The sequence below is a fragment of the Dendronalium phyllosphericum CENA369 genome (genome assembly GCF_016056275.1).
GTDB lineage: Bacteria > Cyanobacteriota > Cyanobacteriia > Cyanobacteriales > Nostocaceae > Dendronalium > Dendronalium phyllosphericum.
In genome coordinates this window covers 48,458-63,361 of the sequence record NZ_JAECZA010000004.1, presented here as the reverse complement: position 1 = coordinate 63,361, position 14,904 = coordinate 48,458, and the positions used below count along the sequence as shown (strand labels likewise).

The window sequence follows — 14,904 nt, the reverse complement described above, 5'->3', positions numbered from 1 at the left end:
AAACTTCATCGAAAGCAACAAAATCTAACGACATCCTAAACTATCTCGCGTAGAAACACCCGTAACTGGATTTGTTCCTTCGGCTTTTTCGCACAGTAGCGAAACTTGATAGCGGTCAATCAAAGCGTCTGTGAAATCAGCACCAGAAATATCAGCATCGTAAAAGCGGCTACGCGTCAAAGTTGCTTCTGTAAAAATGGCATTTTTCAGGTTTGCACCATCTAAAGTGACGCGATCGACCAAAGCACCAGTTAAATTTGCACTTTCTAAATTTGCTTTTAATAAAACTCCCTTAGTCAGAATTGCATTAGTTAAATTTGCTTTTTGAAAATTTACACCCCGCATTTCCGCAGCTACAAAAGTCCCACCTGCTAGGTTAGCGCCTTTAAAGTCACGATTCTCTAGATTTATATTGCTGTAGTTAATTGTATTCATTTGAGCAAAAGCTGGTTTGGGATTGATAATTATCCATAACCAAGCCAAAATCAAAATCGCAATTAAACTAAACAATCTTAGTAAAATCTTTTTCATAACTTTATTATTTTGTTAGTGGTGAGCCAGTGTGGTCTTGGGGGTTTCCACGCCACTTGCTTCAAGCCGGTAAACCCGTCCAACGCAGTGGCTCCCCATGAACAACTGGCGTTAGCGCAGCGTTAGCGAGGAACGAGCGTCACCCGAAGGGTCAGTTGTTATTCGTCAGTTGTATGAAAGTTTATAACCACTGACTACTGACTACTGACCACTGACTAATGACTATTTCCAATCTTTACCAATACGAATTGTCAGGTCAGATTCCAAATCACCAGTTGAGGAAACTTCTAATTGACCTAAACCGATAATTTTTTGCAGGTCAATTCCTGGTTGTCGATTTCCTTTCTCAACAATAATTTGAGTTTGGCGTTGGGTATCTGGCCAATCCGGTACTGTGTAAATATTTTTAAAGCCTTTCTGTTTGAGATAGGCCATAACTTTTTGAGTTAATTGAGGTTGATTAGAAGCATTTTGAATAGCAATTTTGAGGTTAGAAACCGGACGCGAATCTTGTTTAAGACCTGGTACGTTTACCCCAACATAATTATTCAGTAGGCTCTGTTGTCCAGTCATATTCAGCCAATAACTATCAGGATCTTTACTGAAACGGCTGAATGTACCGGGCAACATGGTCATTTGGAAATTATCCCGCTCTAGATTGACGGAAAAATTCACCAAAGCCATCATTTCTTCTATTTTGAGGTTTGTATCAAAATACTTACGCATGACGCGGGTTAATTGCGGCAACCTCGGTAAAACAGTAGGACTATTAAGGCGTTGGAGTAATGCTGCTACGACTGCTTGCTGTCGCTGCACTCTTGGTATGTCTCCTTGCCCTGGTTCGCGCCATCGTGCAAACTGTGTTGCTTGTTCGCCATTCAAGGTTTGCCAGCCACTGACTAAAGTCATTGGTTGCCGACTGCTAGAGTCTTGATATTCCATAGATTTTGGAACAAATACCTCTACCCCACCCAACTGATCGACTAATTCCCGAAAGCCACTAGTAGATATGCGGATATAGCGGTCGATGGGTGCATTGTTAAGGGTGCGGCTGACTACCCTTGCTGCTAATACTGGCCCGCCTTGAGCATTTGCATCAGATACTTTAGTCAATCCCTTTTCTGGGATGGCAATCATGGTATCTCTGGGTATTGAAAGTACCCGCATCGATTTATCGCTGGGGTTGAGTCTTACTAGCAACATGCTGTCGCTTTTACCAGCAAAACTTTCTGCTGAACCATCAACACTACCTTTGACTGGTTCAATCCCCATAATCAGGATATTCATCGGTCGTGATAACTGGTACTGGGAAATTTTGCCCCACAACTCCCCAGGCAATGGCATTTTTTGCTCATCTTTACCAGCAAATCCTAATTCTTCATCTGTTCGATCCAAGTTGCTCCATAAAGGAGTCCACAGCGCCAAAGTAGACACCAATAGCCCTGATAAGACAATCCCGACAACAACTGTCAAGATCCACAGTAGCCATCGAGGCATGTTTAAGCCCAACCTTTCATAAAGCTCGTTGGGAATAGCACCCACAGACTCTACGACGCGACGGTGAGCTACTGGTTGTTGTGTTGTCTCTAACTCTGAAGTTACTGGCTCAAGCTTTCCCGGATTTTCCGCGAGTTGTATTTCATGAGGCCCTACCTCCAAATTTAATTCTGATATTTGTTGAGGCGCGACCTGATTTTCTGAAAATTGCACTTGTTTAATCACTATTATCTCCCCACTCAACCACTCCCTAAAAGTTATGTTAATGCAAGCTACAAATCTTGCCAGAGTAAAAGCTCACTGTACACTATGTATGTTCTCCAGTATGTGTGTTTGACAACATGACTAGTTCTTTGTTCCCAGTGATCCTTGCCGGAGGCAAAGGTGAGCGTTTTTGGCCCCTAAGTCGCCAAGACAGACCAAAGCAGTTTTTAAGTCTTGATGGTAGTTCTAGAAGTCTATTGCAAGCAACCGCAGATCGGCTACTACCGATCGCAGGAAATTGGGAGTCCTTATGGATTATTACCTCTAGTCAGATAGCTGAGGGAGTACGCCAACAGCTACCCGAACTGCCATCTCAAAATTTATTGATTGAGTCACAAGGTCGGGACACCGCCGCAGCCGTTGCTTGGGCAAGTTTAGAAATCAACAAGCGTTACGGAGAAGATGCTATTATCGGCTTTTTTCCCTCTGACCACTGGATAGCTAATCAAAAGGCATTTATACATACCTTAAGTGCTGCTACCCAGCTAGCAGCAAGCACCGCAGCGATTGTCACACTGGGGATCAAGCCTACTTTCCCATCAACTGGTTACGGCTACATTGAGCAAGGCGAAAAAATTGGTAGCTTTAATGAGTTGCCAGCTTATCACGTCAACCGCTTTACTGAAAAGCCTAACCGCGAAACAGCAGAAACTTTTTTATCTACTGGACGATTTTGCTGGAATAGCGGCATGTTCGTGTTTCGAGCTGGGGTAGTTCTTAAGGAACTACATACCCATGCTCCGGAAATCATCGAACCTTTAGAACAACAAGGGCCTGATATCTATCCCCAGTTACCTAAAAAGAGTATAGACTATGCACTCATGGAAAAGACAACCTTAGCACATGTTTTACCAGTGGAATTTGGTTGGGATGATTTAGGAGATTGGAATGCGATCGAGCGTTTACTTAAAAAAGAAGAGACTCCCAATGTGGAACTCGCTACCCATGTGGGACTGGATACGCAGGGGGCTATTGTTTATGCCACCAATCCAGAAGATGTAATTGTTACTATTGGTTTAGAGGATGTGGTAATCGTGCGCGATCGCAATGTCACCCTCATTGTTAATAAAGACCGCACTCAAGAAATCAAGCAGGTTTTGAAAACCCTGCAAAACGATCCCCGCTTTAGCGAACTCCTGTAAATGTAAAAGTTAAAACCCTTGACAGAGGCTCAAATACAGATTTTTCTATTATAACTTGACTGTCTGTAATTTTTAGGCGACAGCAATGGAAATCGTCAGTTTTGAGCCTCTAGCTAAGGCGATCGCCATTCACTCTATTAATGGCTATCAAAAATATATTTCTCCCGCCAAAGGCTTTTCTTGTCCTTATTGCCGATTGCATGGAGGTGATTCTTGCTCTAATTACGTCAAAAGAATGCTGAACCAACAGAACCTTGCACAAGCAGTCAAATCATCCAGACAAAGATTCCGAGACTGCGCCACAGCAAGCAAAGCTTTAGCCGATTCGGAATGCCGTTTTTTTATTATTCCTTGTTGCTTACCCCTCTAATCGCCCTGCGTTTTTGCAGTTCCTAACAAAAATGTTCCTCACTCAAACTGTTCCCCGTCAACGAGAAATTATTGAAGTAGTCCTCCGCAACGGCTGGGACTATATGCGGCGGTTGCTGACTGGTGGCAAAACCGATGAACCCCAGTTACCCACACCTGCGGTTTTAAAAAATATTTTGGTGGATTTGGGGCCAGTTTATGTCAAACTCGGTCAACTACTCTCCACTCGTCCAGATTTACTTAGTGCTAGTTACATTGAGGAACTTTCTACTCTGCAAGACGAAGTACCGCCAGTTCCCTGGTCAGATATAGAAGTAGTCATCCGCAAACAGTTAAAACGTCCCCTAGAAGAAACGTTCAGTACAATTAATCCCGTCCCCGTAGCTGCGGGATCGATTGCCCAGACGCATCGAGCTACATTAGTAGATGGTCGAGAAGTAGCGCTGAAAGTGCAACGTCCGGGGATTGATGCCACAATTGCTCAAGATATTGCTTTAATCCAAGGTATTGCCGATTTGGTAGCCCGCACTGACTTTGGGCAAACCTACGAAATCAAATCTGTCGCGGAAGAGTTTACCAAAGCGCTGGAAGCTGAGTTGGACTTTACACGCGAAGCTGGCTACACAGACGAGTTGCGACGTAATTTATCGCGCAGTCGGTGGTTCGATCCCACACAATTGGTAGTTGCAGAAATTTACTGGAACTTAACCACAGAAAAATTACTCGTAATGGAATGGCTGGATGGAGTACCTTTCCTGGCGGCAGATTTGAATAATAATACAAATGGTAAAGATCCAGTAGCCGAACGCCAAGCAATTACCACTTTGTTGTTTCGAGCATTTTTTCAACAACTATATATAGATGGATTTTTTCACGCCGACCCCCATCCCGGAAATTTATTTTATCTCAAGGATGGTCGCGTTGCGCTTTTAGACTGCGGGATGGTGGGAAGACTCGATCCGCGCACTCAGCAGATATTAACAGAAATGTTGTTGGCGATCGTTGATTTAGATGCAGGCAGATGCGCTCAATTAACTTTGCAGCTAGCAGATTCTCGCCAGCCTGTAATTATGTCTCGCCTAGAAAATGATTACGATCGCATGTTGCGAAAGTATCACAATGTCAGTCTGACGGAAATCAACTTCAGTCAGATAATTTATGAAATTTTGCAAGTCGCCCGCAACAATAAAATTAGGTTGCCTAGCAATATGGGCTTGTATGCCAAAACCCTAGCGAACTTAGAGGGCGTGGCGCGTACCTTCAATCCAGAGTTGAATTTTTTTGATGAGATCAAGCCATTAATTACAGATTTGTTTCGCAGGCAACTATTAGGTGATAATCCTGTGCGATCGCTCCTGAGAACAGCCTTAGATATTAAAAGTCTCTCTTTACAATCTCCTCGGCAAATTGAACTGTTATTAGACCGACTGACTTCAGAAACCTTGCAGTGGAATTTATCGCTACGTGGTTTAGATGGAGTGCGGCGAACTATGGATGATGCTGCCAATCGATTATCTTTTAGCATTTTAGTAGGTTCCCTGATTATGGGGGCAGCAATTATTACAACCAAAGCTCAGACATCCGAACTATCTTTTTTAAGTAGCGTCCTATTTGCTGCCGCCAGTTTGTTGGGATTGTGGTTAATTATCAGTACTTTGCGATCGGGGCGTTTGCGGTAAAATTTAGGCTTTTAACTTAAATAAAGAAGTGAGGAGTGAGTGAATCAAGAGTGCTGAGTTAAAAGACCGCGCCACTTGCGGGCGAGGCTTTTACCTGAGTTTCGTCAAAAAAGGCTTGTCGAACTCACATTAGCTTAAGAGCGTCGCTCGAATAAACCCTCTTTTAACGCTAAAAATGTAGCAACTGCAAAAAACTATTGTCCACACTGCTTTAGACAGGTCTCAAATAAGGTTTCCCGATGTTAAAACCTCCAAGGACACTTTGTTTCTTTGGTTGCACTATCGTCGAAGTTTGTGCATGGGGAACGCAGTAGTTTTTATGTGCTGACAATATATTTGACAGCATAAGCACATTGCAAATACGCCCTTTAGCAGTAATTTTTATGCGTAAGCCCCGTACACAAAGAATATATTTTTTAGGCAAAAAATTGAATATTTAGATAGCGATCGCATCGCATTCAAACCAGAATCAAACTTTAATCTTCAATCAGAATCTGTGCTTCTGTTTCAAATTAATATGTAGCTCGTTAACAAATTTCTCACAGTTCGCAGTGTGTATCTGTGGTTTTAACATAGAGTTTATGTCAATAATTATTGCTGAAAATCTAAGTAAATTTTATCCGGTAGCTGTCAAAGAACCAGGTCTTAAAGGTACAATTACCCACTTTTTCCGGCGTACCTACCGTTCAATTAAAGCAGTTCAGGACGTTTCCTTTGAAATTGCTCCAGGTGAGGTAGTGGGATTTTTAGGGCCAAATGGTGCGGGTAAAACGACTACGCTGAAAATGCTCACAGGGCTAATTCATGCTTCAAGCGGTGTAGTCAGGGTTGCTGGACATATTCCGTTTCTGCGCCAAGAGGCATTTTTGCAAAAAATTACTTTGGTAATGGGGCAAAAACAGCAACTTATTTGGGACTTACCAGCTTTGGATTCGTTAAAAATTAATGCTGCTGTATACAACATCTCTGATAAAGAGTTTCAGCGGCGAGTAGGAGAATTAACTGAGATGCTTTCTTTAGAAGGTAAGCTTACTCAACCTGTACGGAAACTGTCTTTGGGCGAGCGGATGAAAGCAGAGCTATTGGCAGCACTTTTGCATCGCCCTCACATATTATTTTTGGATGAGCCAACCTTAGGACTGGATGTGAATGCTCAAGTGGCAGTGCGTGATTTTTTGCGCGAGTACAATCAGCGTTATCAAGCGACAATATTATTAACTAGCCATTACATGGCTGATATTACGGCTTTGTGTCAACGGGTGCTGTTGATTCATCAAGGAAAACTGATGTATGACGGCAGCTTAGATGGACTGCTGGAACGTTTTGCCCCTTATCGTGAAGTTCGTGTAGAGTTAGCCCAACCTTTACCGCTAGAAAAACTTATGCTTTATGGTGATGTACAACTTTTGGAAGGGCGAGCGGTGTGTTTTATGGTACAACAAGAGGCACTAACTAAGACAGTTTCTCATATTTTAGCTGATTTGGAAATAATTGATTTAACAGTAAGCGAACCACCTGTAGAAGAAGTAATTGGACGAGTTTTTCAAGCAGGAGTTGTTTAAACGAGTAAGGAATTAATAAATGAAGCAAGCTATTAGGAAAGCTGTGACTTTGCTTTCTGTATACTACGCCTATATGCTTGAATATCGGGCGGAAATGATCTTATGGGTTTTGTCTGGGGCTTTACCAATTATCCTTATGGGTGTCTGGATACAAGCAGCACAAGGTGGTAAGTTCGGTTTGACACCTGTAGATTTTGCCCGTTACTTTCTCACAGTTTTTGTTGTTAGGCAAATTACAGTTGTCTGGGTAGTTTGGGAATTTGAAAAGGATGTAGTGGAAGGTAAGCTCTCGCCTAAGTTGCTACAGCCGCTCGATCCAGTATGGCATCACATTGCGGCTCATGTTTCTGAAAGAATTACTCGCATACCATTTGCACTTCTTTTAATAGCCTTGTTTTTCTTACTATATCCCCAAGCTTTTTGGCTGCCGAATTTGAGTCAACTGTTGCTATTTACATTAGCGGTGACGCTAGCTTTTATTTTGCGGTTTGCAATTCAGTACACTTTTGCTTTATTTGCTTTTTGGACGGAACGGGCTAGCGCTTTAGAAAGTTTCTGGTTTTTATTCTTTTTGTTTTTCTCTGGGATGATTGCCCCTTTAGATGTGTTTCCTGAGTCTGTACGGGCGATAGTTTTATTTACACCTTTTCCTTACTTAATTGATTTCCCCGCAAGTCTTTTAGTAGGGCTACCTGTAGATGTAGGGCGGGGATTTTTATCAATACTGGGTTGGATATTAATATTTGTAGGTGGCAACCGCTTACTGTGGCGTGCGGGGTTGAAGCGGTATTCTGGTATGGGAGCTTAATTAAAGGAAGGCAAGAGGGGCAGAGGTCAAAAGAGGCAGGGGAGCAGGGGACAGAGAGCAAGGGGGAAAACTGAGACGGAGCTTGTACTGCGCCCAGTAAGAGCGCCCCAGAAGGGCGGGGCTTCCCATGTTCCACTCCTTTCCACAGCCTTTGGGGCAGGGCTTGCTACCCTTGCTAAGAACTCCCCGCCCCGGAGCTTCTTGGTGAAAAAGATTGTATCTAAATGAGCTTCTTTTTCCCCATCTCCTCCGCTCTCATCCTCTATTATTTGGCTAAGTTGGGGAGAATAAAAAATCCTGAACTGCTGCTAAAACCTCTATTGGATATTCCTCGTGCAGCCCTAAGGAACCAGGAATTACCACGCTTCTTACTCCTGGTAAAGCTACTATAGCGTCCATTTCTTCTCGTGATTTTGGTGGGCTGGATTCGCCAATTACTATCATCAGGGGCACGGATAAGGACTGCACGAGTGTCAGAAAATCAGATTGCTTGCGTACAGCATCGATATTTCCAGTCACGAAAGCAGCAGAAGCAAATCTCGCTCCTGGCTGTTGAGTTGTTTGCCACTTTTTGTCAATGAAACTGGGAGTAAGTTTAGCCGCATCGGTAAAGACATGGCGACGGTACATGAAATCTAGAAAAGATGGCAGAGTGTTAAGTTTGTAAAGGATTTGACCGATGAGAGGCGATCGCACCAATCCTCTAACCATACCAGCTATCTGGGGATTTGCCCCCATTGTCGGCAAAGGCCCACGCCAAGTGGGAGCGGTTAACACAATTCGAGAGAAAATAGCAGGCTGTTTTACTGCTAGTCGCAATACGTAACTAGCAGCATGACCAGCTGCAACTACGGTAATTGCAGTATTAAAAACAGCTTTAACAAAATCTTCCAAAAATTGCTGATATATTTCTGGTCGGTAATCTAAACTTGGACGAGAAGATTCTCCAAATCCAGGCCAATCTACTGCTACAACTTGAAAGTGAGGAGCTAGTAATTTAGCAAGTTCGCCCATTTCCGAACGCGTCGAAACGCTACTGAAAGCTGGTAGTAGCAATAGTGGCGAACCTTTACCAATGGTTTCATAAACGACGTGCAGAGATTGGTTGTCCCAGTTCCAGCGATATTCTTGAACTACTCCACCAAATGCTACAGGCTCGTTAGTTGATAATAAATTAGTTGACATGACACTAAATTTCTGAAGTTAATAGTTAAAAATTAGGAGTTAGGAGTACCTCTAATAAGGTGTTGATTGAGAAATTATTCTTTTTTAGTATTGTTGCAATATAAGTGGAAAGAACTATAGAATATTGATTTTTAACCTTTTTAGTACTTAGTTTGGCAGAAATAGAGTTATGAATTCATAACTCATAACTCACAATTACTAACTTCTAACTTTTTAGTTAGGTAATTCTAATTTACATTCCAACGCTTTTTTTTGCATGGTTTTAAAAATGTTATAAAATCCATTCGCGCGAGAAGGTGTGAGGCTGACATTCAAACCAGTGGCCTGAATAAAATCTGGAGTAAGTTGGACAATTTCTGTAGGAGTTAATCCATTTAATCCTTCAACCAAAAGTCCTACCAAACCTTTGGTTAATTGAGAATCAGAATCTCCTTGAAACACAACCTTACCATCGTCTAGCACGGCTGTAATATAGACCTGAGAAACGCAACCAGGAACTTTGTTTTCTGGTACTTTATCAACTTCTGGAAAGTCGTTGAGCTTCTGAGCATACCAGATCAGTTGTTCGTAGCGTCGCTTAGGATCGGTAGCACGTTGAAAGCGCTGGACAATTTTAGCAAGAGCAGGTGGTAAAGAATCTAGAGTAGAAGACATAACAGAAGCTGCAAATAATCGCCATCACCTTGAGTGTAAATTATCTTTCGAGCGATCGCGCTTTTACTTCACTTTAGTGTATGAGCTAGCCATAACAACTATTGTTAACTATATGCTGTTCTAGCTAGGGAATTTATGCGATCGCCAATGATTATGAATCAAATACCGCTGTATCTATCAATACTAAGTCAACCTAGATATACGTCTATCAAGAAAATTTTTTGGTTTGCTACTTTTATTTTAACGATTCTGGCGATCGCGGCTTCTGGTGTCAGCCAGAAAATCTCAACCCTTAATTTCTAAAGCACCAGTATAAGATTTTTATTAAGTATTGAAAATAACTGTTAAATATTGATGCAAAAACAGGTTTTTTCTTGAATTGACTTCAGCAATTCTCAGATTATGTTTTCAATCATTAATAAACTTCAGGAGCAAATCAGGTGTTGACTTCAACCTTACTCGCTGCTGCAACCACACCCCTACAATGGAGTCCTACAGTTGGGGTGATTATGATTCTCGCCAATGTTATTGCCATTGCTTTTGGCAAATCTACGATTAAGTATCCTAATGCAGAACCAGCCTTACCATCATCCAATTTCTTTGGTGGTTTTGGTCTGCCTGCCTTATTGGCAACTACTGCCTTTGGTCACATCTTAGGAGTAGGTACTATCTTAGGACTGCATAATTTGGGGAGAATCTAGGGCAAGCAAGTAGAAGCTTAAGAAAGCTTGTCAAATAAGCTTCTTAACTTTTTCCGACTGGACAGTTATTTCTGTAACTGCTTCAGGTTGTTAGCTCAATTAAGCGTTAGATTGATTATTTTTTGTCTGATTTCATGAGCTAGAGAGTTTTTTCTCTAGCTTTTTCATATTAAATATACTAGGACTGAGGCAAAAAGGTCGTTTTTTAAGCCTGAGTGTAAGGGTTTTACTCACTTATACCCTCACACTCCTGTACCCTACACCTACTTTAGAGGTCATTATTCAAAGCTTTTCAAACATCTTCATCAATTAATTTCATTTGAGACGCATAATTTTGCTCGTTATTACTGTAGTTAATACAGACACAGAACAGCACTAACTAATCTGAGCATGGAACTTCCTTGCTCAGATTTTCTTGTGTAATAGATTGAGTACAACACAAGCATGAAAATATTTCTTTTTTAACTCGGCGAGAAGTTTAATCAGTTGCTTGCACAGAAAAATCTTTGCACGGTTTCCCCTCATGTAAACTTCGGTGACTCAGTAGTACGGGGGCAAATGCTTGCGTTTCTTTGCATTCAGTATTTTTTTCTCTACTTTCCATATTCAATCCGTGAGTTAAAATGACTATATTTTAATTTGATGATATGAAAAGAATAGAAGTTGAACAAAGAACGATTTTGATTGGTTTAGCAGGTAGCCACGGCTATGGGTTAAATCGTCCCGAATCAGACTTTGATTTTCGGGGAGTATTTATAGCACCCAAAAGATACTACTTGGGATTTGACCGCATAGAACAAAAAGATACTGGTTGGGATGAACCTGGTGTATTTCCTTTTCTCGATAGCAATAAAGATACAGTTATATACGAATTAAAGAAAATTTTGCAATTATTATCGGGTGCAAATCCCAATGTTTTAGAATTGTTATGGTTAAATAACTATCCTGTTTTAACTTCAGTAGGTCAACACTTAATTAGTCATAAAAAAATATTCTTAAGTAAAAAAGTAAAACATACTTACTCTGGTTATGCTTTTGCCCAAATTAAAAAGATGGAAACCCATCGGAAATGGTTATTAAATCCGCCGCAAAAGAAGCCACTACCATCGGATTTTGGGATAGAAGATGAAGCCCCGCTAATCAAAGATGAGTTAAATGCTTTTTTAGAGTATCTCTATAATTTAATTAGAGGAAGAATTGAGTTTCTGGAAGAAGCCGAACAATTATATCAATTGCTGACGGCAGATATTGATTTTAAAGGAGTACTGAAACAGTATTCTTTCCCCGATGTAACTTTAGAGTATACTCAAAAATTAACTAATAGCCGTAAGGATTTTATTCGACTGCTGCAAAAAAGTCAAAACTATCAAATAGCTTTGAGAGAATGGAAAGCTTATTTGTCATGGCAAGAAAATAGAAATCCGGTGAGGGCAGAAATGGAAAGAAAGTCTGGTTTTGACCTCAAGCATGGAATGCACTGCGTTAGATTGTTACGCAGTGGGCTAGAAATATTGCAGAAAGGGGAAGTCATTGTAGATAGGAGGATAGCTGGTGATGTTGAGGATTTAAGAGCCATCCTCAAAGGAGAGTATTCTTACGAACAGGTAATGAAGATGGCAGAAGATTTGGTTGCTCAAATGGAAATTGTTTACGAACAATCAAGCTTACCTTCTAAACCAGATTTAGAACGAATTAATCAGTTGTCTATGGAACTGGTAGAAATGCAGGGGTGGAGTTAGTTGTCAGTTGTCAGTGGTCAGTTGTCAGTTGTCAGTTGTCAATAGCAACTGACAATTGACAAAGAACTAATTAGAGAGTTTGAAGTAAATCGGCAAAGCCATAAAGGCTAATTAAAAGCAATAATAATGCTGTAAGTTGTGTGACTCGTGTTTGGGGTGAGGGCGCGATCGCTTCTCGTACTAAAATAGAGATAGATGCTCCGACTACAAGACTTAAGCCTAGTACTAAATAAGGTTTATCTGGTGAAATAGTCCCAATAGCCAACATTGCGATCGCTAGCATGAGCATCAGTAACTCTACAAACCGAGGTGGGTTGTATTGGCTAGCTAAAATAAAACTGTTTAACCAAAAATTCCAAAATCTCATAGCGGTTGATGAGTGCTGAGTTCTGAGTGCTGAGTTAGGAATTAGCTTTTCATTCAAAACTCTTGTACAGACGCGATTAATCGCGTCTCTCCTAAAACGCGATTAATCGCGCCTCTCCTAATTTTTAATTTCTAACCCCTAACTTTTGACCTACACCGTTTTTCTGTGCGGCATCATCGTCTAATAGTTCCACGCCAAAGATCCGGGCAAAAGCTTTTTCTACTTTGTAGCCGGAATCAATCGACTCTAAGGGGTCTTTCCGCAGTCTGTGACGCAGACATAAAGTTATGACGCGGCGGATATCATCAACTGTAACTTCAGTACGCCCTTCAAATGCTGTTAACGCTTTTGCGGCGCGGTTAGTAACAATGTCACCCCGTAAACCATCTACATCTAGTTCCGAACAGACCTCAGAAATTTTCACTCGCAAATCGTACTCACTTTTGACTTCGCTCAACAAATTTTGAGCGTTGACTATTTTTTGTTGCAGTGCTTCTTGTTCGGATTTATATTTTTCCAGAAATACTAGGGGATTTTGATCGAATTCTGCTCTTTGTTCGACGATTTGCACCCGCAAGGCTGGTTCTTTGACAGTGTGAATTTCTGCGTGCATCCCAAAGCGGTCTAAAAGTTGAGGACGCAATTCACCTTCTTCTGGGTTCCCCGAACCAACAAGTACAAATCTAGCTGGGTGACGGATAGAAATGCCTTCTCGCTCTACAGTGTTCCAGCCACTTGCTGCCGAATCAAGTAACACATCTACTAAATGGTCGTCCAGTAAGTTGACTTCATCCACGTAGAGAATGCCACGGTTAGCCTTAGCCAGCAGTCCCGGTTCAAAAGCTTTTACACCTTCAGATAAAGCTTTCTCGATGTCAATAGTGCCGCAAACTCGGTCTTCTGTTGCTCCTAGCGGCAGGTCTACCATTTGGACTTTTTTACGATCTACGGGAATTTCTCCCCCTTGTTCCAACTTGAGACGGACTTCATCGCTCATCAAATCAGGGTCGCTGGGGTCGCTATTGAAAGGGTCATTGGCAACCACAGGGATTTCTGGCAATAGGTCAGCTAATGCCCGGATAGTTGTGGATTTGCCAGTACCGCGATCGCCCATAATCATTACACCACCGATTTTGGGGTCAATCACGTTCAGCAGCAGCGCCAGTTTCATCTCTTCCTGGCCCACAATTGCCGTAAATGGAAATACCACGCGACGCGCACTTGACGTGGATTGAGCAGTTGGAGTCACTAAATTACCTTAATAATATTTTTCTTATTACAATTTTTTATTGTGCCACAGTTAGGGTGTAGGGGGATGAGGGAGATGAGGGAGATGAGGGGGATGAGGGAGAATTCTTGACTCCTAACTCAGCACAACTGACAACTGACCACTGACAACTGACTCTTGTACAGACGCGTAGACGCTCGTAAGAGTATAATCGCGTCTCTAAGACAACTAACCACTGTCCTGGTGATAGCATATTGTAGTCGGCGCTCCGCTCCTCGGTTTAGATGAACAAAGCATTGGATGAAACGCTTTCTCTCAAAATTGCTGAAAGCATTAAAAGCAAAGGCGATACGCCCTTTGAGAATGCTTACAGAGCAGCATTGGCAACTAAAGGGGCAATTTATGTCCAGGGATTTTTAGTTTTGGGCGAACAGCCATACCAACCTATTGAACACGGTTGGATTGAATTAAGCAATGTCTCTGACAACGAGTCTGTTGTGAGTATTGTCGATCCCACGCTACCACATATGGACAAAGATCCCCAGCAACTTTGGTATTTTGCAGCGCACAGCTTGAGTGTCAAGCAACTAAAAGCAGTAATAGAAGAATCAAAAGAAGATTATCCAGAGGACGATCCGTTACCAATTTATGGTGATGCGCCTTATGAATATTATGGTGATGTTATGTTGGGCGGTCAGGAATATTTAGCAGCATATCAAGCAGCAGAGGCAAAATGCAGAGAACTTAAAGAATTCAACAATCATTAGTCAGTTGTCAATAAAGATGACTTGCCATCGCTACCGAAATACTCTCGATAGCCACAAATTTTGTCTCCACACACATCAAAGGAAACTGCTACTCGATTCTTGTAAGGCTGTCCGAATAAAATACCCTCATCATGAAATTCAAAAATAACTGTCGTCTCATTGCTAGTCAAACGGTCTAAATTTATAGTAATTCCACTGGGAAAAGATGCAGAAACGTATTGAAAAAATTCTCTAGCTCGCTCTTTTCCCACATTTAAACCCTGGAATTTTCCTGTTGGGAACCAAAAGGTAAAATCTTCTGTAAGCATGTCCAGAAATGCTTGCCATTCACCTGTTGCTAAACCTTGGGTGAAATGCTCAAAACCCTGCCGAGCAATTTTTAAAGTGTTTTCTGAATTCTCTGTCATCTTC

The 14,904-nt window shown here is 41.7% G+C and carries 16 protein-coding genes; 8 read left to right on the top strand and 8 right to left on the bottom strand.

Annotated features, from left to right (window positions below):
* Positions 1-24: 24 nt before the first annotated feature.
* Positions 25-531 (bottom strand): pentapeptide repeat-containing protein, encoded by a 507-nt coding sequence (locus I8752_RS02060; protein WP_214430666.1) that lies wholly within the window; start codon positions 529-531, stop codon positions 25-27.
* Positions 532-753: 222 nt separating this feature from the next.
* A complete protein-coding gene (locus I8752_RS02055; RefSeq protein ID WP_214430665.1) occupies positions 754-2,253 on the bottom strand; it encodes an LCP family protein in 1,500 nt (499 codons plus the stop codon).
* A 116-nt stretch (positions 2,254-2,369) separates the two neighbouring features.
* Between I8752_RS02055 and I8752_RS02050 the strand changes: the two genes are divergently transcribed.
* The 5 genes from I8752_RS02050 to I8752_RS02030 all read left to right on the top strand — a co-directional run bounded on the left by I8752_RS02050 (position 2,370) and on the right by I8752_RS02030 (position 7,852).
* On the top strand, positions 2,370-3,434 hold the full coding sequence (locus tag I8752_RS02050) for a mannose-1-phosphate guanylyltransferase (protein ID WP_214430664.1): 1,065 nt from the start codon (positions 2,370-2,372) through the stop codon (positions 3,432-3,434).
* A gap of 85 nt (positions 3,435-3,519) precedes the next feature.
* On the top strand, positions 3,520-3,804 hold the full coding sequence (gene yidD / locus I8752_RS02045; protein WP_214430663.1) for a membrane protein insertion efficiency factor YidD: 285 nt from the start codon (positions 3,520-3,522) through the stop codon (positions 3,802-3,804).
* Between the two features lie 31 nt (positions 3,805-3,835).
* Complete coding sequence (locus I8752_RS02040) at positions 3,836-5,482, top strand: ABC1 kinase family protein (RefSeq protein ID WP_214430662.1); 1,647 nt, start codon at positions 3,836-3,838, stop codon at positions 5,480-5,482.
* A 581-nt stretch (positions 5,483-6,063) separates the two neighbouring features.
* Complete coding sequence (locus I8752_RS02035) at positions 6,064-7,044, top strand: ABC transporter ATP-binding protein (protein ID WP_214430661.1); 981 nt, start codon at positions 6,064-6,066, stop codon at positions 7,042-7,044.
* 19 nt (positions 7,045-7,063) lie between these two features.
* Complete coding sequence (locus I8752_RS02030; RefSeq protein WP_214430660.1) at positions 7,064-7,852, top strand: ABC transporter permease; 789 nt, start codon at positions 7,064-7,066, stop codon at positions 7,850-7,852.
* 273 nt (positions 7,853-8,125) lie between these two features.
* On the opposite strand, the gene I8752_RS02025 is transcribed toward I8752_RS02030, so the two are convergent.
* Positions 8,126-9,037 carry an alpha/beta fold hydrolase gene (locus tag I8752_RS02025; RefSeq protein WP_214430659.1) on the bottom strand — a complete coding sequence of 304 codons (912 nt, stop codon included), beginning with the start codon at positions 9,035-9,037 and terminating at the stop codon, positions 8,126-8,128.
* Positions 9,038-9,250: 213 nt separating this feature from the next.
* The gene (locus I8752_RS02020) at positions 9,251-9,691 is read right to left on the bottom strand and encodes a SufE family protein (protein WP_214430658.1); all 441 of its coding nucleotides are present in this window, start codon (positions 9,689-9,691) and stop codon (positions 9,251-9,253) included.
* A 440-nt stretch (positions 9,692-10,131) separates the two neighbouring features.
* On the opposite strand from I8752_RS02020, the gene psaK reads away from it, so the two are divergent.
* Positions 10,132-10,392, top strand: coding sequence for a photosystem I reaction center subunit PsaK (gene psaK, locus I8752_RS02015; protein ID WP_214430657.1), 261 nt, complete (start codon positions 10,132-10,134; stop codon positions 10,390-10,392).
* 647 nt (positions 10,393-11,039) lie between these two features.
* The gene (locus I8752_RS02010) at positions 11,040-12,131 is read left to right on the top strand and encodes a nucleotidyltransferase domain-containing protein (protein ID WP_214430656.1); all 1,092 of its coding nucleotides are present in this window, start codon (positions 11,040-11,042) and stop codon (positions 12,129-12,131) included.
* A gap of 70 nt (positions 12,132-12,201) precedes the next feature.
* Here the strand turns inward: I8752_RS02010 and I8752_RS02005 are convergent, their stop codons facing one another.
* From I8752_RS02005 to I8752_RS01995, 3 genes are all read right to left on the bottom strand, one after another.
* Positions 12,202-12,498 (bottom strand): hypothetical protein, encoded by a 297-nt coding sequence (locus tag I8752_RS02005; RefSeq protein ID WP_214430714.1) that lies wholly within the window; start codon positions 12,496-12,498, stop codon positions 12,202-12,204.
* A 124-nt stretch (positions 12,499-12,622) separates the two neighbouring features.
* A complete protein-coding gene (bchI, locus tag I8752_RS02000; protein ID WP_214430655.1) occupies positions 12,623-13,747 on the bottom strand; it encodes a magnesium chelatase ATPase subunit I in 1,125 nt (374 codons plus the stop codon).
* A 37-nt stretch (positions 13,748-13,784) separates the two neighbouring features.
* Positions 13,785-13,979: a hypothetical protein gene (locus tag I8752_RS01995; RefSeq protein ID WP_214430654.1), complete on the bottom strand. Its 195-nt coding sequence runs from the start codon at positions 13,977-13,979 to the stop codon at positions 13,785-13,787.
* A 31-nt stretch (positions 13,980-14,010) separates the two neighbouring features.
* On the opposite strand from I8752_RS01995, the gene I8752_RS01990 reads away from it, so the two are divergent.
* Entirely contained in the window at positions 14,011-14,493 is a 483-nt protein-coding gene (locus I8752_RS01990; RefSeq protein WP_214430653.1) for a hypothetical protein, read from the top strand.
* Here I8752_RS01990 and I8752_RS01985 read toward each other — a convergent pair.
* Positions 14,490-14,900: a nuclear transport factor 2 family protein gene (locus tag I8752_RS01985; RefSeq protein ID WP_214430652.1), complete on the bottom strand. Its 411-nt coding sequence runs from the start codon at positions 14,898-14,900 to the stop codon at positions 14,490-14,492. The two genes, I8752_RS01990 and I8752_RS01985, sit on opposite strands and share 4 nt — an antisense overlap.
* Positions 14,901-14,904: the final 4 nt, after the last annotated feature.

Excerpts from the sequence above, each read along its gene's own strand:
- I8752_RS02035 (WP_214430661.1), top strand. The coding sequence starts at position 6,064 with ATGTCAATAATTATTGCTGAAAATCTAAGTAAATTTTATCCGGTAGCT.
- yidD (WP_214430663.1), top strand. The coding sequence starts at position 3,520 with ATGGAAATCGTCAGTTTTGAGCCTCTAGCTAAGGCGATCGCCATTCAC.
- I8752_RS02005 (WP_214430714.1), bottom strand. The coding sequence starts at position 12,498 with ATGAGATTTTGGAATTTTTGGTTAAACAGTTTTATTTTAGCTAGCCAA.
- I8752_RS02060 (WP_214430666.1), bottom strand. The coding sequence starts at position 531 with ATGAAAAAGATTTTACTAAGATTGTTTAGTTTAATTGCGATTTTGATT.
- I8752_RS02030 (WP_214430660.1), top strand. The coding sequence starts at position 7,064 with ATGAAGCAAGCTATTAGGAAAGCTGTGACTTTGCTTTCTGTATACTAC.
- I8752_RS01995 (WP_214430654.1), bottom strand. The coding sequence starts at position 13,979 with ATGCTATCACCAGGACAGTGGTTAGTTGTCTTAGAGACGCGATTATAC.
- I8752_RS02020 (WP_214430658.1), bottom strand. The coding sequence starts at position 9,691 with ATGTCTTCTACTCTAGATTCTTTACCACCTGCTCTTGCTAAAATTGTC.
- I8752_RS02025 (WP_214430659.1), bottom strand. The coding sequence starts at position 9,037 with ATGTCAACTAATTTATTATCAACTAACGAGCCTGTAGCATTTGGTGGA.
- I8752_RS02050 (WP_214430664.1), top strand. The coding sequence starts at position 2,370 with ATGACTAGTTCTTTGTTCCCAGTGATCCTTGCCGGAGGCAAAGGTGAG.
- I8752_RS01985 (WP_214430652.1), bottom strand. The coding sequence starts at position 14,900 with ATGACAGAGAATTCAGAAAACACTTTAAAAATTGCTCGGCAGGGTTTT.
- I8752_RS01990 (WP_214430653.1), top strand. The coding sequence starts at position 14,011 with ATGAACAAAGCATTGGATGAAACGCTTTCTCTCAAAATTGCTGAAAGC.
- I8752_RS02010 (WP_214430656.1), top strand. The coding sequence starts at position 11,040 with ATGAAAAGAATAGAAGTTGAACAAAGAACGATTTTGATTGGTTTAGCA.
- I8752_RS02040 (WP_214430662.1), top strand. The coding sequence starts at position 3,836 with ATGTTCCTCACTCAAACTGTTCCCCGTCAACGAGAAATTATTGAAGTA.